This window comes from Paraburkholderia sp. BR10937 (assembly GCF_040965695.1).
Lineage (GTDB): Bacteria > Pseudomonadota > Gammaproteobacteria > Burkholderiales > Burkholderiaceae > Paraburkholderia.
The window spans coordinates 54731-79722 of the sequence record NZ_JBFRCL010000005.1 but is presented as its reverse complement, the minus strand read 5'-3'; the positions used below and the strand labels follow the sequence as shown (position 1 = coordinate 79722).

Annotated in this window: 25 protein-coding genes; 9 read left to right on the top strand and 16 right to left on the bottom strand. The window is 65.2% G+C overall.

Annotated elements, in window-relative coordinates; genetic code table 11:
* Nucleotides 1-2: 2 nt before the first annotated feature.
* The gene (locus AB4Y44_RS06065; protein ID WP_368698979.1) at nt 3-773 is read right to left on the bottom strand and encodes a class II aldolase/adducin family protein; all 771 of its coding nucleotides are present in this window, start codon (nt 771-773) and stop codon (nt 3-5) included.
* 167 nt (nt 774-940) lie between these two features.
* Here AB4Y44_RS06065 and AB4Y44_RS06060 point away from each other — a divergent pair, with 167 nt between their 5' ends.
* Nucleotides 941-1384 (top strand): MarR family winged helix-turn-helix transcriptional regulator, encoded by a 444-nt coding sequence (locus AB4Y44_RS06060; protein WP_368698978.1) that lies wholly within the window; start codon nt 941-943, stop codon nt 1382-1384.
* Between the two features lie 44 nt (nt 1385-1428).
* Here AB4Y44_RS06060 and hpaI read toward each other — a convergent pair whose 3' ends face one another.
* Genes hpaI through AB4Y44_RS06025 form a run of 7 tightly spaced genes read right to left on the bottom strand, consistent with a single transcriptional unit; the run spans nt 1429 to nt 7343 of the window.
* Nucleotides 1429-2211, bottom strand: a complete 783-nt coding sequence (gene hpaI / locus AB4Y44_RS06055) for a 4-hydroxy-2-oxoheptanedioate aldolase (protein ID WP_368698977.1) — start codon at nt 2209-2211, stop codon at nt 1429-1431.
* Nucleotides 2212-2227: 16 nt separating this feature from the next.
* Nucleotides 2228-3031, bottom strand: a complete 804-nt coding sequence (gene hpaH / locus AB4Y44_RS06050; protein ID WP_342919248.1) for a 2-oxo-hept-4-ene-1,7-dioate hydratase — start codon at nt 3029-3031, stop codon at nt 2228-2230.
* Complete coding sequence (locus AB4Y44_RS06045; protein WP_368698976.1) at nt 3031-3441, bottom strand: 5-carboxymethyl-2-hydroxymuconate Delta-isomerase; 411 nt, start codon at nt 3439-3441, stop codon at nt 3031-3033. The genes hpaH and AB4Y44_RS06045 overlap by 1 nt, the downstream gene beginning before the upstream one ends.
* Nucleotides 3442-3465: 24 nt before the next feature.
* On the bottom strand, nt 3466-4329 hold the full coding sequence (gene hpaD, locus AB4Y44_RS06040; protein WP_368698975.1) for a 3,4-dihydroxyphenylacetate 2,3-dioxygenase: 864 nt from the start codon (nt 4327-4329) through the stop codon (nt 3466-3468).
* Nucleotides 4329-5786: a 5-carboxymethyl-2-hydroxymuconate semialdehyde dehydrogenase gene (gene hpaE / locus AB4Y44_RS06035; RefSeq protein ID WP_368698974.1), complete on the bottom strand. Its 1458-nt coding sequence runs from the start codon at nt 5784-5786 to the stop codon at nt 4329-4331. Before hpaE ends, hpaD begins: the two co-directional genes overlap by 1 nt.
* A 34-nt stretch (nt 5787-5820) precedes the next feature.
* The gene (locus AB4Y44_RS06030; RefSeq protein ID WP_368698973.1) at nt 5821-6576 is read right to left on the bottom strand and encodes a fumarylacetoacetate hydrolase family protein; all 756 of its coding nucleotides are present in this window, start codon (nt 6574-6576) and stop codon (nt 5821-5823) included.
* Complete coding sequence (locus AB4Y44_RS06025; RefSeq protein WP_368699035.1) at nt 6573-7343, bottom strand: fumarylacetoacetate hydrolase family protein; 771 nt, start codon at nt 7341-7343, stop codon at nt 6573-6575. Before AB4Y44_RS06025 ends, AB4Y44_RS06030 begins: the two co-directional genes overlap by 4 nt.
* Nucleotides 7344-7531: 188 nt before the next feature.
* Between AB4Y44_RS06025 and hpaR the strand changes: the two genes are divergently transcribed.
* Nucleotides 7532-7930 carry a homoprotocatechuate degradation operon regulator HpaR gene (gene hpaR, locus AB4Y44_RS06020; protein ID WP_342919250.1) on the top strand — a complete coding sequence of 133 codons (399 nt, stop codon included), beginning with the start codon at nt 7532-7534 and terminating at the stop codon, nt 7928-7930.
* Nucleotides 7931-8029: 99 nt separating this feature from the next.
* Here hpaR and AB4Y44_RS06015 read toward each other — a convergent pair whose 3' ends face one another.
* Nucleotides 8030-8341, bottom strand: coding sequence for a thioredoxin family protein (locus AB4Y44_RS06015; protein ID WP_368698972.1), 312 nt, complete (start codon nt 8339-8341; stop codon nt 8030-8032).
* A 627-nt stretch (nt 8342-8968) separates the two neighbouring features.
* Here AB4Y44_RS06015 and AB4Y44_RS06010 point away from each other — a divergent pair.
* The gene (locus AB4Y44_RS06010) at nt 8969-9244 is read left to right on the top strand and encodes a hypothetical protein (RefSeq protein WP_028207911.1); all 276 of its coding nucleotides are present in this window, start codon (nt 8969-8971) and stop codon (nt 9242-9244) included.
* A 47-nt stretch (nt 9245-9291) separates the two neighbouring features.
* Here AB4Y44_RS06010 and AB4Y44_RS06005 read toward each other — a convergent pair whose 3' ends face one another.
* The 5 genes from AB4Y44_RS06005 to AB4Y44_RS05985 all read right to left on the bottom strand — a co-directional run bounded on the left by AB4Y44_RS06005 (nt 9292) and on the right by AB4Y44_RS05985 (nt 15941).
* Nucleotides 9292-10560 (bottom strand): winged helix-turn-helix domain-containing protein, encoded by a 1269-nt coding sequence (locus AB4Y44_RS06005; RefSeq protein WP_368698971.1) that lies wholly within the window; start codon nt 10558-10560, stop codon nt 9292-9294.
* Nucleotides 10553-12301, bottom strand: coding sequence for an FAD-dependent oxidoreductase (locus AB4Y44_RS06000; RefSeq protein WP_368698970.1), 1749 nt, complete (start codon nt 12299-12301; stop codon nt 10553-10555). The genes AB4Y44_RS06005 and AB4Y44_RS06000 overlap by 8 nt, the downstream gene beginning before the upstream one ends.
* A 46-nt stretch (nt 12302-12347) precedes the next feature.
* Nucleotides 12348-13337 carry a DedA family protein/thiosulfate sulfurtransferase GlpE gene (locus AB4Y44_RS05995; RefSeq protein ID WP_342919183.1) on the bottom strand — a complete coding sequence of 330 codons (990 nt, stop codon included), beginning with the start codon at nt 13335-13337 and terminating at the stop codon, nt 12348-12350.
* Nucleotides 13338-13592: 255 nt separating this feature from the next.
* Nucleotides 13593-13838: a hypothetical protein gene (locus AB4Y44_RS05990; protein ID WP_028207914.1), complete on the bottom strand. Its 246-nt coding sequence runs from the start codon at nt 13836-13838 to the stop codon at nt 13593-13595.
* 453 nt (nt 13839-14291) lie between these two features.
* Nucleotides 14292-15941, bottom strand: coding sequence for a methyl-accepting chemotaxis protein (locus tag AB4Y44_RS05985; protein ID WP_342919184.1), 1650 nt, complete (start codon nt 15939-15941; stop codon nt 14292-14294).
* Between the two features lie 650 nt (nt 15942-16591).
* Here AB4Y44_RS05985 and AB4Y44_RS05980 point away from each other — a divergent pair.
* The 4 genes from AB4Y44_RS05980 (at nt 16592) to AB4Y44_RS05965 (ending at nt 21688) form a co-directional block, all read left to right on the top strand.
* Nucleotides 16592-17491, top strand: coding sequence for a glutamate/aspartate ABC transporter substrate-binding protein (locus AB4Y44_RS05980; protein WP_368698969.1), 900 nt, complete (start codon nt 16592-16594; stop codon nt 17489-17491).
* A 496-nt stretch (nt 17492-17987) separates the two neighbouring features.
* On the top strand, nt 17988-20156 hold the full coding sequence (locus AB4Y44_RS05975) for a TonB-dependent receptor (RefSeq protein ID WP_368698968.1): 2169 nt from the start codon (nt 17988-17990) through the stop codon (nt 20154-20156).
* Between the two features lie 141 nt (nt 20157-20297).
* Nucleotides 20298-20981 (top strand): Fe2+-dependent dioxygenase, encoded by a 684-nt coding sequence (locus AB4Y44_RS05970; RefSeq protein ID WP_368698967.1) that lies wholly within the window; start codon nt 20298-20300, stop codon nt 20979-20981.
* Nucleotides 20978-21688 (top strand): PepSY-associated TM helix domain-containing protein, encoded by a 711-nt coding sequence (locus AB4Y44_RS05965; protein WP_342919188.1) that lies wholly within the window; start codon nt 20978-20980, stop codon nt 21686-21688. The genes AB4Y44_RS05970 and AB4Y44_RS05965 overlap by 4 nt, the downstream gene beginning before the upstream one ends.
* 58 nt (nt 21689-21746) lie before the next feature.
* Here AB4Y44_RS05965 and cobF read toward each other — a convergent pair whose 3' ends face one another.
* Nucleotides 21747-22520 carry a precorrin-6A synthase (deacetylating) gene (gene cobF / locus AB4Y44_RS05960; RefSeq protein ID WP_368698966.1) on the bottom strand — a complete coding sequence of 258 codons (774 nt, stop codon included), beginning with the start codon at nt 22518-22520 and terminating at the stop codon, nt 21747-21749.
* A gap of 160 nt (nt 22521-22680) precedes the next feature.
* Between cobF and AB4Y44_RS05955 the strand changes: the two genes are divergently transcribed.
* Nucleotides 22681-23268, top strand: coding sequence for a LysE family translocator (locus tag AB4Y44_RS05955; protein ID WP_368698965.1), 588 nt, complete (start codon nt 22681-22683; stop codon nt 23266-23268).
* A 16-nt stretch (nt 23269-23284) separates the two neighbouring features.
* Here the strand turns inward: AB4Y44_RS05955 and AB4Y44_RS05950 are convergent, their stop codons facing one another.
* A complete protein-coding gene (locus tag AB4Y44_RS05950) occupies nt 23285-24112 on the bottom strand; it encodes an AraC family transcriptional regulator (protein WP_368698964.1) in 828 nt (275 codons plus the stop codon).
* A gap of 155 nt (nt 24113-24267) precedes the next feature.
* Here AB4Y44_RS05950 and AB4Y44_RS05945 point away from each other — a divergent pair, with 155 nt between their 5' ends.
* Nucleotides 24268-24801, top strand: coding sequence for an N-acetyltransferase family protein (locus AB4Y44_RS05945; RefSeq protein ID WP_368698963.1), 534 nt, complete (start codon nt 24268-24270; stop codon nt 24799-24801).
* Nucleotides 24802-24992: the final 191 nt, after the last annotated feature.

Genomic DNA, 24992 nt, shown 5'->3' with positions numbered 1-24992 from the left:
TTTCACTCCAGATAGGACGGGTCGATGCGCGTGACACGGCGGACCAGCGCGTCGAGCACGTTCTGGCCCGCGCCGTGTTCGGGCGAGAACTGCAAGGCGTCGCGCGTCGAGCGTTCGGTGATGGCGGGCGCGATCGGCAGCGTCTGGCCGCGCATCGAATCGGTCACGACCTGCACCTCGCACGCGCGGTTGAGCGTCCACAGCAGCGCAAACGCGTGCGCGAGGGTCACACCATGCGAGAGCAGCCCGTGATTGCGCAGGATGAGCAGCCGCTTGTCGCCCATCGACTTCAGGATGCGCAATTTTTCTTCGGCGTGCACGGTGATGCCTTCGAAATCGTGATACGCGACCATGTCGTGCAACTGCGCCGAATAGAAGTTCGTATACGCGAGGCCGCCTTCCATGCACGCCACGGCGAGCCCTGCCGTGGTGTGCGTATGCATGACGCAATGCGCGTCTGCCACGTTTGCATGAATCGCGCTGTGAATCACGAAGCCGGCCGGATTGATCGGATACTCGCTCGGGCTCAGGATATTGCCTTCGAGATCGATCTTGACGAGATTCGAGGCCTTGATTTCGTCATACGTGAGCCCGAACGGGTTGATGAGGAAATGCTTGTGCGGGCCGGGCACGCGCAGCGTAATGTGATTGAAGATCAGCTCGGTCCAGCCCATGAGCTGAAACACGCGATACACGGCGGCAAGCTGCACGCGCGCCGCCCATTCCGCAGGGCCGCACCATTCGGGGCGCGTGCGCTGGATGTTTTCATTCATGAAAGTCTCCTCGTGGCGGGCTCTGATCAGGCCGATCCTACGCGCAAATAAATGCGTGTGCAAGCATCAAATTTTCCATGAAATGCCTGCAGAAAAGGGCTTTCATCGATGCTATCCTGATGCCGTGGCCGCATTTCGCGGCCGGTGAAAACCTGGCGGGAAGATCCATGACGGGGAAGTACAACATCGCGGAGCTGTTCACCTACCGGCTCCATGTGCTCAAGAAGCAGACCGACCGCACGATGGGCGACGCGTTCGAGGCAGCGCTTTCTCTGTCGCTCACGGAGGCGCGGCTGCTGCTCAGCGTGGGCGCGTTCGGATCGTTGTCGGTGTCGGATCTCGGGCGCGTGTCGAATCTCGACCGCAGCCAGGCGAGCCGCGCCACCGACGTGCTCGAACGCAAGGGCCTGCTCGCCAAGACCTCGAACGAAGCGGACGCGCGCGGCGTGCTCGTGGCGCTCACGGCGCAGGGGCGCAGCACCTACCGGCGCGCCGCGACGATCTCGAAGGCGACGAATGAGGCGATTCTCGCCACGCTGAGCGAGCACGAGCGCGAAGTACTGGCGAGCGTGCTGGCCAAGCTCGTGCAGAGCGCGGAAGAGGGCGAATGAAGCACGGCCCGCGCGTGATGGAGTGAGCGCAGAATGAACGCGCGTTAGCCGCGCGCCGCAGGCTGGCGGAATTTCGCGGCCAGTTCGCTTGCGCTGCGTGCGAGCAGGGACACGTCGCTGCCCACGGCGACGAACGTCGCGCCGGCTTCCAGATATTCATTCGCAATGACCGGATCGGCCGCGAGCACGCCCGCGGCCTTGCCTTGCGCGCGCACAGTGCGAATCCCGTTGCAGATCGCCTCGCGCACCGGTGGCGAGCCCGGTTGGCCCAGCAGGCCCATCGAAGCGCTCAGGTCCGCGGGCCCGAAGAACACGCCGTCCACGCCCTCCACTTGCGCGATGGCTTCGAGTTGGGCGAGCGCGCTTGCCGTTTCCACCTGGACCAGTACGCACAGTTCCTCCGCCGCGTGATGCAGATAATCGGCAGAGGCGTTCCAGCGCGAGGCACGCGCAAGCGCGCTGCCCACGCCGCGCACGCCGTGCGGCGGATAGCGCGTCGCGGCGACGGCGGCGCGCGCCTCCTCGGCGTTCTCGATCATCGGCACGAGCAGCGTTTGCGTGCCGATGTCGAGCAGTTGCTTGATGATGGCGGCGTCGTTGCGCACGGGCCGCACGATCGCGTGCGCGGGGTAGGGCGCGACGGCCTGCAGTTGCGCGAGCGTGCTGCGCAGATCATTGGGCGCGTGTTCGCCGTCGATCAGCAGCCAGGCGAAACCCGTGTCGGCAAGCAGTTCGCTCACGTACGCGTCGGCGAGTGCGGCCCACAGGCCGATTTGCGGGTGGCCTTGCGCGAGCGCGCGCTTGAACGGGTTGGCGGGTACGGTCATGATTTCGGCATCCTGATCAGATGAACTGGAAGCCGATCCCGCCCAGCGGGCCGTAGTCGGCATGGAACGTATCGCCCGCGCGCGCCGGAACCGGGGCCGTGAACGAGCCGCTCAGGATCACGTCGCCGGCTTCGAGACGCTCGTCGTGGCGCGCGATCTTGTTGGCGAGCCACGCAACGCCGGTCGCCGGATGGTTGAGCACCGCGGCGGCCAGGCCGCTTTCCTCCACCGCGCCATTCTTGTAGAGCAGCGCGCCGACCCAGCGCAGGTCCACGTCGAGCGGTTTCACCGGGCGGCCGCCCAGCACGACGCCCGCGTTGGCGGCGAAGTCGGAAATCGTGTCGAACACCTTGCGCGGCGCTTTGGTTTCGCGGTCGAACTGCTCGATGCGTGCGTCGATGATCTCGATGGCCGGCGTAACGTACGCCGTCGCGTCGAGCACGTCGAAGAGCGTGACGTCGGGCCCTTGCAGCGGCCGGTTCAGCACGAACGCCAGTTCCACTTCCACACGCGGCGCGATGAAGCGGTCCGCGCGAATCTCGCTGCCTGCGGGGATGAACATGCCGTCGAGCAGCGGCGCATAGTCGGGCTCGTCGATCTGCGACGCGCGCTGCATGGCGCGCGACGTGAGGCCAATCTTGCGGCCCTTGATCGTGTGGCCCGCGGCGAGCTTGAGCTTGACCCACTCGCGCTGGATCGCGTAGCCGTCGTCGATCGTCATCTCCGGATGCGACCGCGAAAAATGCCGCAGCTGCGTGCGCGTGCGTTCCGCTTCGTCGAGCCGTGCAGCCAGCTCGCAGATGGTTTGCTGATCTAGCATCATGAACTCACGTTTTTGAGCCGGGCGTGCAGGTTGTTGTGCTTCCACGCGCCTTCTTCGCTGAACTCGACGATTTCGAGCGAGAGCGCGAGGCCGTGCGACGCGAAGGCTTGGGCGAAGTGCTGCTTGATCGCCTCGAAGAGCGCCTCGCCCGTCGCCCGTCGCACCGCCTGGGAGCGGCCCGCGCCGATTTTCAGGCAGCCGTGCAGGAAGGCGTTGCCGGGATCGCCGTCGGCCACGAAGTACTGTTCGCAGCGCAGCGCGCGCGTGCGAATGCCGCCGCGTGGATAGACGCGTGCGCCGTTCTCGTCGCGTTGCGCATCGAGCACGTGGGCAAGCGATTCGCATAGCTGACCCATGCTGCTCGCGTCCGCGAGATTCGCGCTGTATTCGAGGGTGAGATGGGGCATGGCGTTCTCCCGTGTCCAAGCCGCTTAAACCGGCAGCGGCGTGACCGGCAGGATGGCGTTGATCTGGCCAGTGCCGGAACTGCCGAAATACGGCGTGACGACTTCCGCGCGGCCTTCGTAGCGGTCCCACCCGAGCGCGCCGAGCAGCATGGCGGTGTCGTGCATGCCGCCTTCACCCCAGCACTTTTCGTTGTACATCGGCAGCATGGCGCAAAAGGTTTTCCAGTCGCCGTGCTCCCACATCGCTACGACGTTGCGATCGGTCGCTTCGAGAAACGGGTCCCACACCTTGTGCATGAAGGCTTCGGCCGTGCCGTTGTTGGCGAAGTGGTGGCTGAGCGACCCGCTCGCGAGTATCGCCACCGTGCCGTCGTAGCGCTCTTCGATCGCGCGCCGCACGGCAAGGCCGAAGCGCGCGCTGGTGGCGAGGTCGTGCCACATGCACCAGCCCGCCACCGAAACCGTGCGGAAATGTTCGTCGTCGTTCATGTAGCGCATCGGAACGAGCGTGCCGTATTCGAGGTCGAGCGTCGTTTCGCTATGGGCGCGCGTCTTGACGCCCATTTCGTTCGCGACATCGGCAATCAGCTGGCCAAGCTGCGGATTGCCCGGATAGGCATACGGCATGTTCTTGATGAAATGCGGCAGCTCGTTGCTCGTGTAGACGCCTTCGAAGCGCGGCGCGCAGTTGATGTGATACTCGCTGTTCACGAGCCAGTGCACATCGAACACGACGATCGTATCGACGCCCAGCTCGCGGCAGCGGCGGCCGATTTCGTGATGGCCGTCGATGGCCGCCTGGCGGCAGCCCTTGTGGGGGCCGTCCAGTTCCGAGAGGTACAGCGACGGCACGTGCGTGATCTTGGCTGCCAGCGCGAGTTTGCCCATTACACGCCCCAGTGCGGAATGTGATGCGAGCCGAGCGAAACACACACATTCTTCGGCTCGAGGAACACTTCGTAGCTCCACGTGCCGCCTTCGCGGCCCACGCCCGAAGCCTTTGTGCCGCCGAACGGCTGGCGCAGGTCGCGCACGTTCTGGCTGTTCACGAAGCACATGCCCGCTTCGACGGCGGCGGCCACGCGCAGCGCGCGGCCGGTGTTCTCGGTCCACACGTAGCTGGACAGGCCATAGGCGATGTCGTTGGCCAGGCGGATCGCGTGCGCTTCGTCGTCGAAGGGAATCAGGCACGCCACCGGGCCGAAGATTTCTTCCTGCGCAATGCGCATGCGGTTATCGACATCGACGAACACGGTCGGCTGCACGAAGTTGCCCTTCTTGACCGCGTCGGGCAGCGCCGGCGCGTCGAGGCCGCCGCACGCGAGCGTCGCCCCTTCCTTTGGCCCGAGTTCGATATAGCTGCGTACCTTCGCGAGATGGCCCTGGCTGATCATCGGGCCGACGATGGTTGTTTCGTCGAGCGGATCGCCCACGCTGATGCGCTTCGCACGCTCGATGAAGCGTTCGGCGAACTTCGCGTAGATCGAACGCTGCACGAGAATGCGCGAGCCCGCCGTGCAGCGCTCGCCGTTGTTCGAGAAGATCATGAACACGGCGGCGTCGAGGGCGCGCTCGAAATCGGCGTCGTCGAAGATCACGAACGGCGATTTGCCGCCCAGCTCCATCGAGAACTTCTTGAGGCCCGCGGCCTGCACGATGCGGTTGCCCGTGGCCGTCGAGCCAGTGAACGAAACCGCGCGCACGTCGGGGTGCGCGACGAGCGGCTCGCCCGCTTCCTTGCCATAGCCGTGCACGACATTGAGCACGCCCGCCGGAATACCCGCGTCGAGCGCGAACTGGCCGAGCATCGAGGCCGTGAGCGGCGACAGCTCGCTCATCTTCAGCACGGCGGTATTGCCGAACGCGAGGCAGGGTGCGACCTTCCACGTGGCGGTCATGAACGGCACGTTCCAGGGCGAGATGAGCGCGCACACGCCCACAGGATGAAACAGCGTGTAGTTCAGATGCGTGGACGTGGGGTAGGTGTGGCCGTCCACGGCGGTGCAGATTTCGGCGAAGTAGCTGAAGTTGTCGGCGGCGCGCGGCACGAGTTGCTTGCCGGTTTGCGAAATGGTCTGGCCCGTGTCCTTCGTTTCGGTCTGCGCGATCTCGGGCACATGCTTCGCGATCAGCTCGCCGAGCTTGCGAATCGACTTCGCGCGCTCCGCGGCGGGCATGGCCGCCCAGGCGGGAAACGCGTCTTTCGCGGCGCGCACCGCGAGATCGACTTCCTCCGCGCCGCCGCGTGCCACTTCCGCGAGCACCTCCTGGTTGGCCGGATTCACGGTCTCGAAGTAGTCGCGCCCGCTGTGCGCGCGGCCGTTGATCAAATGGTCGATTCGCATATCTAACGTAGTCCGTGTTCGATTCGTTGGCGGATCAGCGGCCGAAGTCGGCGTCGCTCGCGATGGTGTTGACGAGACGGCCCAGACCGTCGATCTCGCACACCACTTCGTCGCCCGCATTCACGTTGACGACGCCTTCGGGCGTGCCGGTCAGAATGACATCGCCGGGGGCGAGTGTCATGAAGCCGCTCAAATACTCGATGAGTTCCGCGATGCCGGTGACGAAATCGCGCGTGTTGCCGTGCTGCCTGAGTTCGCCGTTTACGTAAGTGCGCAGGCCGAGCGCGTTGACATCGGCGACGTCGGCGGCGTCGACGAACCAGGGGCCCAGCACGGTGCCGCCGTCGCGGTTTTTCACGCGCAGGTTCGGGCGGTAGTAGTTCTCCAGATAGTCGCGGATCGCGTAGTCGTTCGCGATCGTGTAGCCGGCTACGTGCTGCATGGCGTCCTCGCGCTTCACGTGCTGCGCGGTGCGGCCGATCACGACGGCAAGCTCGCACTCGTAATGCATGAACGTGACGTCGGCGGGGCGGCGCGTGGTGCCGCGATGGCCGATCACGCTGCCCGGCCCCTTGAGGAACACGAGCGGCTCTTCCTGCTTCGAGAACTGCAGTTCTCTGGCGTGCTCGGCGTAATTGAGCCCGAGTGCGAAGATCGTGCCGGGCTCGAACGGCGCGAGCCAGACGACTTCGTGCTCCTCGCGCACGCGGCCGTCGGCGAGCCGCACGCGGTTTCCCTCGGGCGTGGCTTCGTGGATGGCGCCTGCATAGGCAACGCGTCCGCGCATCATGCTCGTGCTCCCTGCGCCACGCTTGCCGCGACGAATTCGATTTCCAGTGGCGCCCAGCCTCCAATGGAGATCGCTGCACGCGCACCGGCCTGAACCACGGGTGCGCCATGCGGCACGCCGAGCGTGATGACGTCGCCGGGGGCGAGCGTCATGAAGTCGGTGACATCGGCGAGCAACTGGGCGACGCCGCGAAGGTTCGTGGCCGTCGTCGCATGGAAGGCCGCGCCGCCTTCGACGTTCACCGCAATGGCAAGCTCATCGGGATCGGCCACATGCCGGCGCGCGACCACGGCGGGGCCGATGACGCAGAAGTTGTCGCGCGCGCGAAACCGCACCGAGGGGCGATAGACGCTCGCGTGCGGCACGCTCAGATCGGCCACGAGCGTATACCCCGCGATGTAATCGAACGCTTCGCGTGCGGCGACCCGCGCGGCGGTGTGCCCGATCACGACGCCGAGCGACGCACCCACCTGGACGCCCTCGCTGCCGGGCACGGCCACGCACGCGCGGTGGCCCGCGAGCGTGTTGCGCGGCTTCAGGTAGAGAACCGGCGCGCGTGGCGGCGCCTTGTAAGGGGGCGCGTTTACGGCGTCGCCCAGTGCTTCGAGCGCGTGGCGGTCGTTGAGCAGCGTGCCGTAGACAGCGCCGCTCACCGGCGCCCGGCAACGCGTGCCCGTGGCGAGCAGCTCGCGCACGGCGGCGGCGCCGACGTCGCGCGGCAAGGCCTCGCCTTCGACGTGCAGCAGATGATCGGCAACGGAAAACATGGCTTGGATGGGCTTCACGGAAACACTAATATGTGAGTGATAGTGCGCTTGCTATCATCCGTCGTCAATCGTCGATGAGAATTTTTCGGGTTTCCCCCAGGGCCTGTCCTCGAATTCCTCGTTTAGCTGAAACCGCCATGTCCGATACTTCGCGTCCGACCACTCGCGTTGCGCACCGCAATCTGCCCATGCTGCTGCTGCGCGCGCGCGAAAAGATGATGGAACGCTTTCGCCCGCTCATCACCGCGCACGGTCTCACCGAGCAGCAGTGGCGCGTGATCCGCGCGCTCAACGAAAGCGGACCGCTCGAGCCGCGGCAGATTTCCGACCTCTGCACGATATCCAGCCCGAGCATGGCGGGCGTGCTTGCGCGCATGGAGTCGCTCGGGCTCGTGACGAAGGAGCGTTTCGCCGACGACCAGCGGCGCGTGCTCGTCTCGCTCACGAAGAAGAGCCATCAACTCGTGAAAGCGATTTCGAAGGAACTGGAGGCGCGCTACAAGGCGCTGGAAGCGGAGGTGGGGCCGGAGGTGGTCGAGCGTGTGTATCGCGCGATCGACGATCTGCTCGCCGGCCTGGAGGCGTGAGTGCGACGCGCGCCTTCGGGCGCGCTCGCGGGCAAAGGTGAGGCTTTTCGGGAGCGGTCCGCGCGGATCGTTCGGACCGCGTAAGAGGGCCGCGCGTGACTACGCGAGCGAAGCGAACGCTTCGTCGAGCTCGGCGGCGCTTTGTGGACGCACGACACGCGCGACCTCCACGCCGTTGCGCAGGAAAATGAGCGTGGGCCAGAGCTTCACGCGAAACGAGCGGCCGAGCGCGCGGCCCGGTCCATCTTCCACTTTCAGGCGACGCACCTGCGGATTGCGCTCGAACGCCGCGCCGATCAGCGGTTGCGCGCCCTGGCAATAGCCGCACCAGTCGGTGCCGAATTCGACGACGGCGGCCCCGCCCAGCGAGTCGATTTCCTTGCGGGCGGGTGCGTTCGTGGCGTAGCTCATCGTGTGATTCCTCGTATTGGCATCTGCAGACATCCACGTACGATACCGCAACGCGCGGCATCGTTCAGGCTTCGCATCGGGGGCCCACATGGACGTTTGCGCCAGAGGTGAGGCTTTTCGGGAGTGAGCAGGTTGGCACCTGATCACGCACCTTGAACGGAACGGCGCGAGCGCGCGGGTTGCGCCGTCACGAGCAAAAGTATCTTGAAAACAAGGGCGAAACGCCAATCCAGCGCGTGATGCGGTGAGCGCGAACCGATCGGCGGACGCACTCGAAGCGGTGTGAATCCACGCTTCGAAGCACAAAGGTGAGCGTTTGCGGGAGAGGCCGAAGCGAGCCGTCGGCGAGGCTTTGAATCGAGGCGAAACACCTGCCGGTCCATCGTGTGAAACCCACATTAGCCCTGATTTCAAGGGTCTTTTAGTCGCCACGCGTGACGAAGCGACAAGCCGTCGCGCTCGCGGCCTCGGCGCGTGCGCGGCAAAGGTGAGAAGATTCGGGAGTGCGCCTGCCGTCGGCCCTCGCGCTGCCGGGCCTCGAATGGACGCCCGCACCTGATGGGTATATAACATTGAAAAGTGCGGGATTCTTTTGACTACTGCTCACCAAGGGAGATCGACTTCATCATGACGAGCGACGACAAGCAAAAGCAGGACGCTCAAAAGCCTGGCGCCGGTTCATCGCAACCGGATCTGGAGAGTCTGAACGCCGCCTTCAGTCACGTCGACGAAGGCGTGAAGTCCGGCAAGATCGCGGCGGGCGCGGCCAAGGGCCTCGTCTTCAGCCTCGTCGAAACGCTGGGCGCGCTGGTGGGCGACCCCGACCTGCCGCAACACGCGCGTTCGGGCTACGAAGGGTTGCTCGAAGCCGCACGCGAGCTGCGCGCCAAGCTGGAGCACTAATCGTTCTCAATGCGTGCGGCGGCGCTGCCGGGTCAGCAGCCGTACGCTCACACAGCCAGCAGGGCGGCCGCGAGGCCGTCCGGCGCGGCGCCGATGCGCAGCTCCGGCGTGCCGTGCCAGTCCGCGCAACGCTGCAGCGCGCGGCGCAAGTCCGCCACCAGACGGCCGCTCGCACGCACGCCGGGCTCCAGATGCAGCGACTTCACCTCGAACACCTGCTGCCCCCGATGTGCCTTCGCGTCGATGCGCCCGATCAATCGCCCGCGATTCAAGATCGGCAGTACGAAGTAACCGTACTTGCGCTTCGCAGCCGGTACATAGCATTCCATGGCGTAATCGAAATCGAATAGCGCGAGCGCGCGCTTGCGGTCCCACACCACCGGATCGAAGGGCGAGAGCAGGGTCGTGACCGTGGAGGCGAGCTTGCCGCTCGCCGCTTCGTCGATGAGCGCCGCGTGCTCGCGATGCACGAACGCGTCGTGCTTCCAGCCTTCCACGCGCACGGGCAGCAACTCGCCCGCGTCGGCGAGTGCGTGCAGGGCATCGGCATACGGGCGGCGCGGCAGGCGGAAGTAGTCGGCGGCCCAGTCCGCGCGGATCACGCCGAGCGCGCGGCAGGAGCGCAAGAGCAGCTCGCGTTCCGCGTCGGCGCGTGGCGGCAGGTCGCGCGCGTCGTTCCAGTGCGGCAGCACGCGCTCGGTCACGTCGTACACACGCTGGAAGTTGTGCCGCTCGGCCACCATCAGCGCGCCGGTTGCGAACAGCACTTCCAGATGCCGCTTCTCCGGCTTCCAGTCCCACCAGCCGCTGCCTTTGGCGCCCGCGGCGCGCGCGAAGTCGGCGGAACGCACGGGGCCCCCGGCGCGAATGCGCTCGAGCAGGGCGTCGATCTCGTCACGGTATTGGTCATGCCACTCGGCCGCGTATTTCCAGCCCATGCCGGAAGGATCGAGCATGCGATGGCGCAGCAGCCCGTAGTCCTCGATGGGCAGGAAGCAGGCCTCGTGCGCCCAGTATTCGAACAGGCGCCCTTGCGCGAGGTGCGCGTCGAGCCAGGCCGGCTCGAACGCACCGATGCGGCTGAACAGCACGAAATAGGGACTGCGCGCGACCACGTGGATCGTGTCGATCTGCAACTGCGCCATGCGGCGGATCGCGTCGAGCACATCGTCCTGGGTCGCCTTGCGGCGCGGCGGCGCAAGCAGCCCCTGCGCCGCGAGGTGCAGCGTGCGGGCCGCCGCGAGCGGCAGCACTAGCGAGGAACCGGCTTCGGCAAGCGTGGGCGCTTCTGCGACCTCCGCAGCGCGCTCACGCATGGACGCCCGCGACCACCGTCACCGGCCGCAGCGCCGCGAGCCGTTGGTGGATCTGCGCGACCACGGCCGCACCTTCGCCCACGGCCGCGGCCACGCGCTTGGTCGAGCCCGCGCGCGCGTCGCCGATCGCGTAGACGCCCTCCACCGAAGTCGCGAGGCTGCACGACTCGTTGTCGCCGGTCAGCACGAAGCCGTGCGGGTCGAGCTTCACGCCGCATTCCCGCAGCCAGCCGGTGTTCGGGTCCGCGCCCGTGAAGAGGAACAGGTGGCGCGAGTCGAAATGGTCGACGCCCTCCGGGCACGGCATCTTCAGACGCACCGCGGCGAGGCCGCTCGTGTCTTCGTCGAGGCCGCCGATCTCGCTGTGCCCATGCACGCGCACATTCGAGAGCGCGGCGATCCGGTCGATCAGATAGCGCGACATCGTCGATTCGAAACCGGCCTTGCGGATCAGCACGTCGATCTGGCGCGCATGCGTGGAGAGATAGACGATCGCCTGGCCCGCCGAATTGCCGCCGCCCACGAGCACGATGTTCTCGTGCTTGCAAAGCTTCGCCTCGACCGGCGAGGCCCAGTAGTAAATGCCGCGCCCCGTGTAGCGATCGATGCCCTCGATCGCCGGCTTGCGGTACACGGCGCCGCTCGCGATCACGACCGTATGCGCGCGTACATCGCCGCTACAGGTTTCGAGCCGCCGCGGTTCCTCATCGCAGATCAGCTTGCGTACCGAGACCGGAATGGCCACGTGCGCGCCGAACTTCTGCGCCTGCACGAACGCGCGGCCCGCGAGCGCCTGGCCGGAGATGCCGGTGGGAAAGCCCAGATAGTTTTCGATGCGCGAGCTGGCGCCCGCCTGGCCGCCGGGCGCGCGCGAGTCGAGCACGATCACCGAAAGGCCTTCGGAAGCGGCATAGACCGCCGTGGCGAGACCGGCCGGTCCGGCGCCCACCACGGCGACGTCGTAGACGCGCTCGCCGTCCAGCTCGGGCAGGATGCCAAGGCACGTAGCCAGTTCGGGCGCGCTGGGACGGCGCAGCACCGATCCATCGGGGCAGATCACGAGCGGCAGGTCCTCGCAGCGCGCGGCGAAACGCTCGATCACGCCGCAAAGCATGCCTTCGTCGCGCTCGTCGAGCACGGAATACGGATGGCCGTTGCGCGAGAGGAAGCCTTGCAGCGAAACGAGCGTGGGATCGTCGTGCTTGCCCACGAGAATCGGGCCGCCCGCGCCCTTTTCGATCAGCGAGACGCGGCGCAGGATCAGCGCGCGCACGATGCGCTCGCCGAGTTCGGCTTCGGCGACGATGGCTGCGCGCAGCCGCTCGGGCGGAATCAGGATCGCGTCGACGGGTTCGAGCGCCGTGCCGTCCACGAGCGCCGGGCCGCCCGAAAGCTGGCCCACTTCGGCGAGGAAATGGCCGCGCCCATGCTCGACGATGAGCCTTTCGCGGCCCAGCCCGTCGCGCTGGGACACTTTCACCGAACCGGAGAGCAGCACGAACATGCCGGGGCCGGTTTCGCCCGTGCGAAAGAGCAACTCCCCTGCCGACCAGTGGCGCTCTTCGCCGAAGCGCGCGAGGCGCGTGATTTCGTCGTCGTTGAGCTCGGGGAACATCTGGTGGCGCCGCGTGGAGAGCGTCGAGAACGGCGCTTCGGCGGGTTGCGGCTGCGTGTCGGAGTGGCGGCTCGCGGAAGGAAGTTCCGCGGATTCCGGAACCTCGGCTTCGGTGATCGTGCCCATCTGGCGGTTCTCCTCGTGCGGGCGGCTCGGGAGCGGGCCGCCCGGATCAGACAGCTTTAGGTGTGATGTTGACCGGGACGTCGGCGTGGGCGTGCAGCTGGAGCGACTCGAGCGTGCGGCCGGCGTCGCGCCACGCATCGAGACCGCCCAGTAGCGGCACCACGTCGGTAAAGCCGGCCTCGGCGAGCTTCTTCGCCATCCAGGCCGCGGAAATTTCATTGGGGCACGAGCAGTAGATCACGAGCTTCTGGTCGTTCGGGTACTTGCCGACGATCTCGTCGAGCTTGCGCTCGTCGGCGAACAACGCACCCGGGATGATGTACGGATCGAGCTTGCGCTTTTCTTCTGAACGAATGTCGAACACGACCGGCGGCGGCTTGGCACCCATCGCGCGGTAAAGATCTTCCACCGTGATGCGCGCGTTCGCGAGCTTTTTGATGAGCTGGCGGCGGCGCTGCCAGCGGTAGGTCGCATAGAGCACGAGCAGCACGACCACCACGACTAGCGCGAAGCGGCCAAGGCGGCTCGCGCCGCTCATCAGCATGTCGATCTGCGGCGCGAACATCACGCCGATCAGCAGGCCAGTGCCGGACCACAGCGCCGCGCCAACGCCGTCGAAGCCGACGAACTGGCGGTAGGGCACGCCCATCGCCCCGGCCATCGGCACGGACACGAGCGACAGCCCCGGCACGAACTTGGCGACGGCGAGCACGCGCACACCCCAGCGGCCGAAAAAGCGCTCGGTTTTTTTCACGCAGGTGTCGCGCGAGAGCGAGAGCTTGCAGAGCGTCTTGAGCGTGTTGCCGCCGTAGAGGCGCCCAGCCATGAACCACACGCTGTCGCCAATCAGCATGGCGAAGATGGCGAGCCCGAGCACCGGCGCGACCTGCTGGCCGATCGAACCGGGATGCATGGCCGCCATCGCGCCGAACAACACGAGCGCGGGCATCGCGGGCACGGGCAGCCCAAGCGATCCGGCGAGCACATTGATGAACACCAGCGCAGGCCCGTACTGCGCGATGAGGTCATGTAGCATCGGTTTACTTCCGTTGCGCCGTCAGGCGAGGAACGGGAAAGATAGGAGGGTAACGTAAAGATTATGGACGCATTTCGAAGGCGTGCAAGCGACCCCCTGCACGCGCGTGAGAGTGCCTGCCGAGTGGGGCAGGCAGATGAAAAAAGCGCCGGATTGAAAAGAGAGAAACGCGAGGTTCGCGAGATGCGTGGAAAGCGACAGAACGCGGCACACGAGACTGCGCGTGCCGCGTTCGTGCCGCCGGTTTCCGTGCGCTTACCGCGTGTGTGATTCCCCGGGCAGCTCGGCGCCTTGTGCGCGAATGGCCGCAATCAGCTCGGCCGGCGTGATTTCGTAACGCACTTCGCGATGGATGCCCGGCTTGCGCTCGTCGACTTCGACCAGCAAGAGGCTTTTGCCGTCGGCCGCCGATTCGAGGCGCAGTGAACGCAGTTCGCGTCCGGTCGCGTCGTCATGCTCGGTGAGCAGGGTCATGTTTCCGGAAGACCCGGTCGTGCGCATTGATGTTGTCCTCGTGCGTTGGGTGGTCGAGCCATTGTACGGGGTCGGCTGCACGGCGTGTTTATGCAAGTGAGCGCAGACACACACAGCGAGAGCGCTTTGCCGCGACCCTGGCCAGCCAGTGTAACGCGACTCGCCGCCGCAACGCCCGTTTTTGCGCGCCCTGCAACGGGCCATGCGAAATGCGTTGCGCGTTGCACCGCTGTCATGGTTGCGAAGCAAAGCGATGCCAGGAGCGCGCGTGCACAGCAGAAAAAACGGCCCACCCGGGCAGGCCGGGCGAGCCGTTGAAACGCCGTTGTTACTCGGATCAGCAAACCGTGGTACGGCTTGCTGACGGTTTTCATGGTGCCGCCCGCGCGCCGCACTGTCGAGATGGGACTAACGCCGATCTCTCAGACCAATAGACGAAGCGACCCGGCTGCGTTTGCGGCGCGGCGTGCGAGCCGGTCGTTAGGCCGCGATCTCCTCGGCCGCTTCGGCAAGATTGACGCTCTGGCGGCGCGCCGGGGGGCGGGCGGGCTTCTCGCGCGTGGCCGCCTTGGCGCCCGCCACAGTAAAGAGGCGCACGGCCTCGTCGAGCACGTCGGCCTGCTCGGCGAGCCGCTGCGCTGTGGCGGCGGCCTGCTCGACGAGCGCGGCGTTCTGCTGCGTGGCGCTGTCCAGATGCGCAACAGCCTGATTGACCTGGCGGATGCCTTCGGCCTGCTCGCCGCTCGCGTTCGCGACCTCGGTGATGATCGACGAGACGCGGCTCACGGCTTCGTCGATCGAGCGCATCTGCGCGGTCGTGTTGCCGACGAGCCGCGTGCCCTCGGCGATCTCGTTGACGCTGGCGTCCACCACCTGCTTGATCTCTCTGGCCGACGCCGCGCAGCGCTGCGCGAGCATGCGCACCTCGCCCGCCACCACGGCGAACGAGCGGCCGGCCTCGCCGGCGCGCGCGGCTTCGACGGCGGCGTTGAGCGCGAGGATGTTGGTCTGGAACGCGATGCCGTCGATCACGCCGGTGATGTCGCTGATCCGGCGCGACGCGTCGGTGATGCCCGTCATCGTGCGTTCCATCTGCGCGGCGATCGAGCCGCCCTCCGCGGCGGCCGATTGCGCGTCGCGCGCGAGATCGAGCGCGCGGGCGCTGGCTTCGGCGTTGGCCTGCACGGTGGTCGTGAGCTGATCCATCGTGGCGGCGGTTTCTTCGAGCGAAGCGGCCTGCATTTCGGTGCGGCGCGAGAGATCGAGATTGCCGCTCGAGATTTCGTGCGCGGCGTCGAGCATGCCGTCGATCTGCGAGCGCACGTCGAACACGATCGCCGTGAGATTGGCCTGCAGCTGGTTGAGCGCCTGGAGCACGTCGCCGAGATCGTCGTTCGTGGCGACCGCGAGTGTGGCCGTGAGGTCGCCGGCGGCCATGCGCGTGGAGGCCGTGGTCATTTGCGCGAGCGGCGCGCCGAGGTGGCGCGTGGTCAGACGCCAGGCGCCGAGCGCACACACGCAGGCCGCGCCGAAGGCACCCCAGAACGGCAGCGGCGGCAGGCCCTGCCAGGCGGCGAAGCCGGCCGCGGCGAACACGGCGGGCACGGCGCCATAGCCGAACGCGATACGCGTGGCGATCGGCACGCGCAGCAGCGACTGCAGCGCGCCCACGAGTCCCGTGCGCACCACCGAGCCGTGGCGCAGCCGCACGCCTTGCAGACGGCCCTCGCGCATTTGCGCGTAGAAGGCTTCGGCCGTACGGACTTCCTCGCGCGTGGGCTTCACGCGCACGCTCAGATAGCCGACCACCGTGCCGTGCTCGGAGACGGGCGTTACGTTCGCGCGCACCCAGTAGTGGTCGCCGGACTTGCGGCGGTTCTTGACGATCGCGGTCCAGGGACGGCCATCGCGAACGGTCTCCCACAAGTCGGCGAACGCTTCGGCCGGCATGTCGGGATGACGAATGATGTTATGTGCCTTGCCGATCAGCTCTTCTTTCGTGAAGCCCGACACCGCGACGAACGCAGGATTGCAGTACTGAATGCGGCCCTTGAGGTCCGTGGCCGAGACGAGCATCTGCGAAGCGGGATAGTCGAATTCCTGTTGCGTGACGGGTTGATTGTTGCGCATGAGACTCCTTCGATGGGGCCGCTTGAGACCCAACAACACAGCGAGGCATAACGGCATTTCCCTTACAAACTTTAGGGGTATGCACGCGCGAGGCAGGTCTGGGCCGATCCGTGCGCAGCGAGAAAATCCGTTGTGCTATCAATGGATTGGCGCGGATGTTGGGGGCTGTATGCACAGACTTTTCCCCGTTAACTGTGGACAAGTCCAGTGCCTCCAAAACGTGCAACTTCTCTGTCGCGTGGCGCATTGACGTTTGCGATCAGTGACTTAGCTTCGCTGTCCAGAAGTTGTGCACAGGGCTGCCAACAAAATCTGTGGAAAAGACCAGTGCGCTTCGAGGCGCTGCGAGACGCTGTTGCCGCGATTGGGAACGCCATGGGTTAACCGAAACGCATCAAGGACTTGATGCGGTCTTCCAACGGTTACGCACAGGGCTGCCAACAAAATATGTGGACAAGTCGTGGCGCGCGGAACGGTTCGTGTTGCCAACGAAACCGGCCTCGACGGCGGCGCTTCGAACGGCGCGCCTTCACCGGCGACTTAACCTTGAGTTATGTCGACGTAACCGATTTCAATTGCCGCCTCGCTGCAAGGCATGAATACTCGGGTGCGGCGCACGAGGCGCCGACGGACCATCCGGAGGAGACTCAATGAAAAAAGTTACAACGCTCGCAGCCGTCGTCATGGGATGCACGTATCTCGCACCGGCTCAGGCGCAGGACGCCACGAGCGCTACCCTCAAAAAAATCCGCGATACAGGCGTGATTTCCCTGGGCGTGCGGGAATCGTCAGTGCCGTTCTCCTACTACGACAGCGAGCAACACACGATCGGCTATGCGCAGGACATCGCGCTGAAGATCGTCGACGAGGTGAAAAAGGAGCTGAAGCTCGACAAGCTCACGGTCAAGGAAATTCCGATCACTTCGCAGAACCGCATCACGCTGGTGCAGAACGGCACGATCGATATCGAGTGCGGTTCGACCACGCACACGAAGGAGCGCGACAACCAGGTCGCGTTCACGAACAGCTTCTTTCAGTACGGCGTGCGCCTGATTGCGAAAAAGGATTCCGGTATCAAGGATTTCCCCGATCTCGCAGGCAAGACGGTGGTGACCACGGCGGGCACGTCGGAGGACCGGCTGCTGCGCGAGATGAACAACGACAAGAAGATGGGCATGCAACTCATCGCCGCCAAGGACCACGCGGAGTCGTTTCTCAACGTGAAGACGGGGCGCGCGGTCGCGTTCGTGATGGACGAGCCGCTGTTGTACGGGGCGCGGGCCAAGGAAGCGGACCAGCAGGACTACGTGATCACCGGCACGCCGCCGCTCTCGGAGGTTTATGGCTGCATGGTGCGCAAGGACGATCCCGTCTTCAAGAAACTGGCCGATGGCGTGATCGCTCGCATGCAGACGTCGGGTGAAGCGCAGCGGCTGTACACGAAGTGGTTTACGCAGCCCCTGCCGCCCAAGGGGATGAACCTGAACTATCCGCTGTCCAACGAGAATCGGGCGCTGTTTGCGCATCCGAATGATCGGGCGCTCGACTGATCACAGGTTTTCAATGCGGCGGCCGCAAGCGGGCGGCCGCCGCGTCACGCACGCTTGTTTCGCTTCCCCTTCCTGCCATTCGTCGGTCGCTTCCACACCCCCCGCCACCGAATACAGCACGCGCTGCGCGCAGTTAGCTTGGGGCAACGTTTTGAGTTTATTTCGGCATGCAGATGATATGCGCCGCGCGCACAGGTTTTAATCAGACAATTCATCGGCGTGCCAATTCTTTCGCCATTCGTAAAATTACATTTACCTTGATGTCGCCAATGGTGTCGCTAAAACGCCAATTCCATTTGAAAGAATATGCAAGATATGGAATGATATCGATTCTCATTACCGCGGACATTTCCGCGGCCAAACAACAAGACCAGCCAGCCTAGCGTCGTTTCCCTCGGTCCTTTCGGGGCGGCCCAGCCAGCCAATCGACCCGTGTCGTCCACGCCTGCTATCCGCGTGTCGCACGGCCGGGTCATACGCCGTGTACAGGGACCTCATGTTGAACCGGACGCCGCTCGCGAGTGCGCTCGCGCTGACCTTTGCTGTGCCTTTCGCTTCGTCTGCACTCGCCCAAAGCGAGCCTGCCGCCGCTACGGCGGCAAGCGCCACGAACACCAGCACGCTGCCCACGATCGCCGTATCCGCCCAAAGCGATGCCGAGGACTTCCAGGCGGATCGCTCGACCGTCGGCGCGAAGACGCCCACCGCGCTGCGTGACATTCCACAGTCGGTCACGGTGATCAACAAGGCCGTGATGCAGTCGCAGGGCGCCACGTCGTTCCAGGACGCGCTGCGCAACGCGCCCGGCATCACCATCGGCGGCGCGGAAGGCGGCCAGATCGGCAACAACATCAACCTGCGCGGATTCACGGCGCAAAACGACATCTACCTCGACGGCTTTCGCGACCGCAACCAGTACTACCGCGACACCTTCGACCTCGAATCGATCGAGGTGCTCTACGGCCCCTCGTCGATGCTGTTCGGCCGCGGCTCCACGGGCGGCGTAATCAATCAGGTCAGGAAGCAGGCGAACCTCAAGCCACTCACCGAAGTATCGACCACTATCGGCACCGACGACCGCTATCGCGCGACGCTCGACGTGAACCGTCCGCTCGGCGATCACGCTGCCTTTCGTCTGAATGCGTTCGGCCAGTCGATGGGCTCGACGCGCGACGTGATGAAAAACAAGGACTACGGATTCGCGCCCGAGTTGCGCCTCGGCATCGGCACGCCGACCGAGGTCACGATCTCGGCGCTGATCCAGCACAACTACGACATGCCGGACTATGGCGTGCAGGCGATCAACGGCCGTCCGTTCGCGCCTTCGAAGAGCACGTTCTACGGCCTGACCGACGACCGCACGATCCAGGACGTGCAGACGGTGCAGGCGCGCGTGGAGCACCGTTTCAACGACCAGTTCAAGCTCACCAACCAGACGCAGTTCTCGCACTCGCTCACCGACGCGCGCGAGACCGCGCCCGGCGCGGTGCTGACGGGCCCGCTTGCTTCGAGCACGGCGCTCAAGAACGGCAACTTCACGAACCTGCCGCTCGAAGATCTCTACATCAAGCTCGCGAGCCACGATCGCGTGATCGAGAACCACTCGATCTACAACGATACGATGGCGCAGTACAAGTTCACCACGGGCTTCCTGAGGCACGAGATGCTCGCGGGCATCGAGGTGGGCCACGACAGCTACACGAATCAGGCCTACACGCGCAACAACCTGCCGATTCTCTCGCTGCTCAACCCGGTCTATATTTCGACGCCTTCGAACGTCACGACGACGGTCGGCAATCACGCGGAGTCGGGCGCAAACACGTTCGCAGCCTACTTCAACGAAACCATGTCGATCGGCGAGCACTGGAAGCTCATTGGCGGCGTGCGTTGGGATCGCTTCCAGGCGCATGTCGCCAACACGATCAGCGCGCCGGCCTACGCGGATCAAACCAACACGTTCACGAGCGTGCGCGCGGGGGCGATCTATCAGCCGACCGACTGGCAGTCGTATTACTTCTCGTACGGCACGTCGTTCGATCCGTCGCTCGAAGCGCTCACGGTCACGAACAACACGCAGAATCTCTCGCCGGAACATACGAAGTCGTATGAAGTCGGCGCGAAGTGGGACCTGCTGGGCGGCAATCTTTCGGTGACGTCGGCATTCTTCCAGCAGGAGATGGACAACGCGCGCACGCAGACTTCGACGGGCGAGTACACGCTCGAAGGCGACATTCGCGTGCGCGGCTTCCAGGCGGGCGCGACGGGCCACATTACCAGCAAGTGGCAAGTGTTCGCGGGCTACACCTACATGGACGGCGTGATCCTCAAGGCGCTCGACGGCACCCAGGGCAACACGCCGGCCAATACGCCGCGCAATACCTTCACGCTGTGGACCACGTACGCGTTCACGCCGCATTGGGAAATTGGCGGCGGCCCGACCTACATGTCGGCGCGTTACGCAGCGAACACGAATTATGTGGAAACCGGCGGCTACACCCGCTGGGATGCAACGGCCGCGTACCACGAAAAGAAGTGGGACGTACGGCTCAATCTGCTGAATCTGACCAACAAGTTCTACTACGACGCCCTCATCCCGTCGGACGGTGGGCGGTCGGTGCCGGGTATCGGTCGCACGTTCCTCGCGACGGCCGATTACCGGTTCTGACACCCGAGTGTTACGCGTGGGCCGAGCGCTTTTGCGTGCCGTCGCGCGAAGCCCGCATAATGCGGGCTTTTTGCGCAGCGGCGCGCATGCGCATGCATGCGGCCGCTTTGCCGCTTATGCGGCACAACGAAGGAATTGACGATGCTGGTTCATGTGCCCAACGTATTGACGCCCGAGCAGGTGTGCGCGCTGCGCATCCGGCTCGACCAAGCGGGCGACGCCTGGGTGGACGGCCGCGCAACGGCCGGCTGGTCGGGTGCGCCCGTGAAGCGCAATGTGCAGATAGCCGAGCACACGCCCATCGCGCGCGAGCTCGGCGACATGGTGCTCGCGGCCATCGAGCGCAATCCGCTTTTCATCAGCGCGGCGCTGCCCAACCAGGTGTATCCGCCGCTCTTCAACCGCTATGAAGGCGGCATGACGTTCGGCAGCCACGTGGATGGCGCAGTGCGTGTGCTGCCCAACGGCGTGAAGCTGCGCACCGACGTTTCCTGCACGCTCTTTCTCTCGTCGCCCGACGAATATGACGGCGGCGAACTCGTGGTCGAAGACACCTACGGCGTGCAGGAGATCAAGCTGCCGGCGGGCGACATGATCGTCTATCCGGCCACGAGCCTGCACCAGGTCACGCCGGTCACGCGCGGCGCGCGCGTGGCGAGCTTTTTCTGGGTGCAAAGCCTCGTGCGCGACGACACGAAGCGCGCGCTGCTCTTCGACATGGACGCCGCCATCCAGCGCCTCAATGCGAGCGACGCCGATTCCCAGGCGCGGCGCAGCCTCGTGGGCTGCTACCACAATCTTTTGCGACTCTGGAGTGAAACATGAGCTTTCCCGATACCGCCGAGATCGACGCGCCGGCAACGCCGCGTACGTGCCTCGACGCCGAACAGCGCGACGAACGCGCGAAGCGTTCGCGCCGTGCGACCTTCATCAAGTGGCTGCGCAAGGTGCACGGCTGGGTAGGCCTGTGGGGCGCGGCGCTCGGCCTGCTGTTCGGCGCGACGGGATTCGTGCTCAACCATCGCGCAGAGCCGCTGCGCATTTCGCCGGGTGCGCCGCAAGTTTCGACGGTGCAGATCGCCGTGCCCGACCCCGCGCCCGAAACGCCGCGTGAGATGGTGAAATGGCTGCGCTCGCAACCGGATCTGAAACTGCCCGCGCGTATGGGCCGCGTGCAGAAGGAGGCCGAGCACAACGTGGCCTGGGGCGATCGCGAGGTCGTGCAGCCCGAGCATTGGCAAATGATGTTCACGTCGCCCGGCGAGAGCGTGATGGTCGAGTACTGGGTGGGCAACGACAAGCTCACGCTCAAGCGCAACGACAACTCGCTCGTCTCGACGATCACGAACCTGCACAAGGGGACGGGCATGAGCGTCGGCTGGGTGCTGTTCATCGACAGCTTCGCCGGGGCGCTGATTCTGCTTTCGCTCACGGGCGTGCTGCTGTGGACGGAGCTGAACAAGCGCAGGACGGTGGGCGCCGTGCTGCTGTTCGGCTCGATTATCGTCGCAGTATGCGTGGGGCTGGCGTAAGCCTCGACGTGTGAACCCGGCAACGGGCGCGAACGCCGAGGTTCGCGCCCGTTCGATTTCAGTCTTTCACGCCGCGCTTGCGCAGCAAATAGGTGTCCATGATCCATCCGTTCGCTTCGCGTGCCTCGGCGCGAACGCGGACGATCTCGTCTTTCACGTCTTCCAGCCGGCCCGCCATCAGGATCTCGTCGGGGGTGCCGACATAGGCGCCCCAGTAGATATCGAGTGCTTCGCCGGCGAGCTGCGCGTACGCGTTCTGCGCGTCGAGCATGACCACCGCGCTGTCCACATCCTGCGGAAATCCGCCCTCCGCGAGCCGTCTTCCCGTCGTGATGCTCACCGGCTTGCCGATGAAGTTGAGCGGCACGCGATGCTTCGCCGCGAGCGCCTGCACGCTGCTGATGCCGGGAATCACCTCGAAGTCGAACGCGAGCCGACCATCGGCCAGGATCGAATCGAGAATGCGGATCGTGCTGTCGTAGAGCGACGGGTCGCCCCAGACGAGAAACGCGCCGCATTGGCCGTCGGTCAATTCCTGTTCGATCAGGCGCTCGAATACGCGCTGCTTGTCGCGGTTGAGCTCGTCCACCGCGGCCTTGTAATCGAGGTCTTCGTCGCGGCGCCGCTCGGGGCTCGTGGCCTCCACGATGCGATAGTCGTGTTCCTGGATGAAGCGGGCGCAGATTTCCTTGCGCAGCGCGACGAGCTTGTCCTTGGCCGCGCCCTTGTCCATCACGAAGAACACGTCGGCGGCGTTGAGCGCTTCGATGGCCTGCACGGTCAGGTACTTCGGATCGCCCGCGCCGATGCCGATGATGAGGATCTTTCTCACGTTGCAGTTCCGGAATAGGAGTCGTCGGTGCGGCGCAATGATAGCGCGAGTTCCGCACGGTGCCGCGCTCGCGGGCAGGGCAATTTTCTTCAATACGCCGGCGGCGCGCGCGTCTACCCTCGACGCTTGTTGATCGCCCATGGGCGTAACGAGGAAAACCGTGAGCACTGCCTTGTCGATGGCCGCCTTCGCGCTGGCCACTTCCATCACCCCCGGACCCGTCAATATCGTCGCGCTGAGCGCGGGCGCGCGCTACGGGCTGCGCGCGAGCCTGCGCCACGTCACCGGTGCGACTGTGGGCTTCACATTGTTGCTGCTGCTGATCGGTCTCGGCATGCAGCAATTGCTGGCGCGCCTGCCGTTTCTCACGCGCGCGCTCGAATGGGCGGGCGTGGCTTTCCTGTTGTACGTCGCCTACCGGCTCGCCGCTGACGATGGCCGCATCGACTCCCCGAGCGCGGCGCGCGGCCCCTCGCTGATGGTGGGCGCCACGATGCAATGGCTCAATCCCAAGGCGTGGCTCGCCTCGGTGGCGGGCATGGGCCTATATGCGGCTTCCGGCGAGAATGCGCTCGTCTGGCAGTTCGCCGCGATTTATTTCGTGGTGTGCTATGTGTCGATTGCGTGCTGGGCGTGGGCGGGCGCGTCGTTGCGCCAGGCCTTGCGCGAACCGTCGCGGGTGCGTTTCGTGAACCGCGCGATGGCGTTGTTGCTGGCGGGCAGTGCGGTGTGGCTAGTGCTTGCCTGAACGCACGGCAGCTCCGTTAGCCGCGATACTGGCCAGGCGTCGCGGCAACGAACTGGCGGAACGCGCGCTGCAGATGTGCTTGATCGGCGAAACCCGCTTGCGCCGCCACATCGGCAATGGCATGCCCGCGACGCAGTTGTGCGCGGCTGAACTCGATCCGCCGGTTCACGACATACGCGTGCGGCGTCATGCCGTATTGCTCGCGAAACGCGCGAATGAGGTACGAGGGCGAAAGATCGGCGGCGGCGCAGATCTCTTCGAGCTTGAGCGTGCGCGTGTAGTTGCCGTCGATGAATTCGGCGGCGCGCGCGAGGCGCTCGTTCGGTTCGCGTGCGCTGACCGGCGCAGGATTCAGGGACTGCTGGAGCCTCGAGAAATAGGCGACGACGGCGCATTCCTTGCGCAATGCCGACTCATTCGTGTCGACGAGCAACGCATAGAGCGCGTTGAGCCCGTCGAACAAATCGCGCTCCCAACTCAAGGTCTGTTCGAACGGGCGAAAGCCCTCGTGCGCGCCGAAGCCCAGGTCGTGTTGCAGATTCGCGAGCCACGTGGTGTCGAGATAGAACATGCGGTAGGCCCAGGGCTCGTCCGCGGCCGGGTTGCAGGCGTGCACGACTTCCGGGTTGATGACCACCACCGCGCCCGCGCTGATATGCGAGAGTGTGCTCCCGTTCAGGTAGGTGCTGCGCCCGCCCGTGACCGCGCCGATCGAGAACGTGCTGTGTGCGTGACGGCCGTAGCGGACCTTGCGGCCGTCGGCGATGGCGCGCACTTCGATGAACGGCAGGTCTGCGTCGCGCCAGAAGTAGGGTTGTGCGTCGGACGTCGTGACTTGCGGCATAGGAGACCCCGGAGTGATGCTGCGTGCATCGAGCGACGCAGGTGGTCCATATTAGCGCAACGCGAGCAGGCAGGGGGGACGTGATAGGCTAGTTCGATTCGCGCGGGTGATTCCCCTTCCATTGCCACGCACTGCACATGAACGAAATGAATCCGATGAAGCCAACGAATGCAACGATTCGCCCGTTGACCGAGCAGGACGCCGAGGCGTTTCATGCCATGCGTTTATACGCGACCGAGAATTGTCCCGCCGGCATCGTCCCGACCTATGAAGAGGAATCGAAGCGCACGCCCGAAGAGAGCCGGGCCCGGGTGCGTGCCACGGAGAACCAGGTCGTATTCGGCGCATTCGTGGGCGACACGCTCGTCGGCATCACTGGCCTCATGCGCGAGCCGCGCCGCAAGCTCGCGCACAAGGGGCTGATTTGGGGCGTGTTTGTCGATCCCGCATGGCGAGGCGCCGGCATCGCCAGGCAATTGCTGGAAGGAGCCATCGCTCATGCCCGCGCGCTAGGCCTGCTCCAGGTGCAACTGGTGGTGAGCGTGCTGAACCCCCGTGCCCAGGCGCTCTACCGCGCGTGCGGCTTCGTGCGCTACGGGGTCGAGCCGCGCGGCCTGTGCATCGACGGCGAGTACGCCGACGACGAACTCATGGTGCTCTTTCTCGACGACCCCGCCGTGCCCGACTGAGGGCCACGGCGTGGCCGGACAATGCGCAACGCAGAGCGAACGTCAAGTGTGGTGTAACGCACAGTGCACTCGGGCGAATTATGCGTAGTCATCATTTCGTCATACCTGAACGTCGATAATCCACCGCGAATAAATTGGCCAACGTGTGCCGAGCTGCGCAACCATAGCGCAGCCGGCGCGACGAAGGCCCG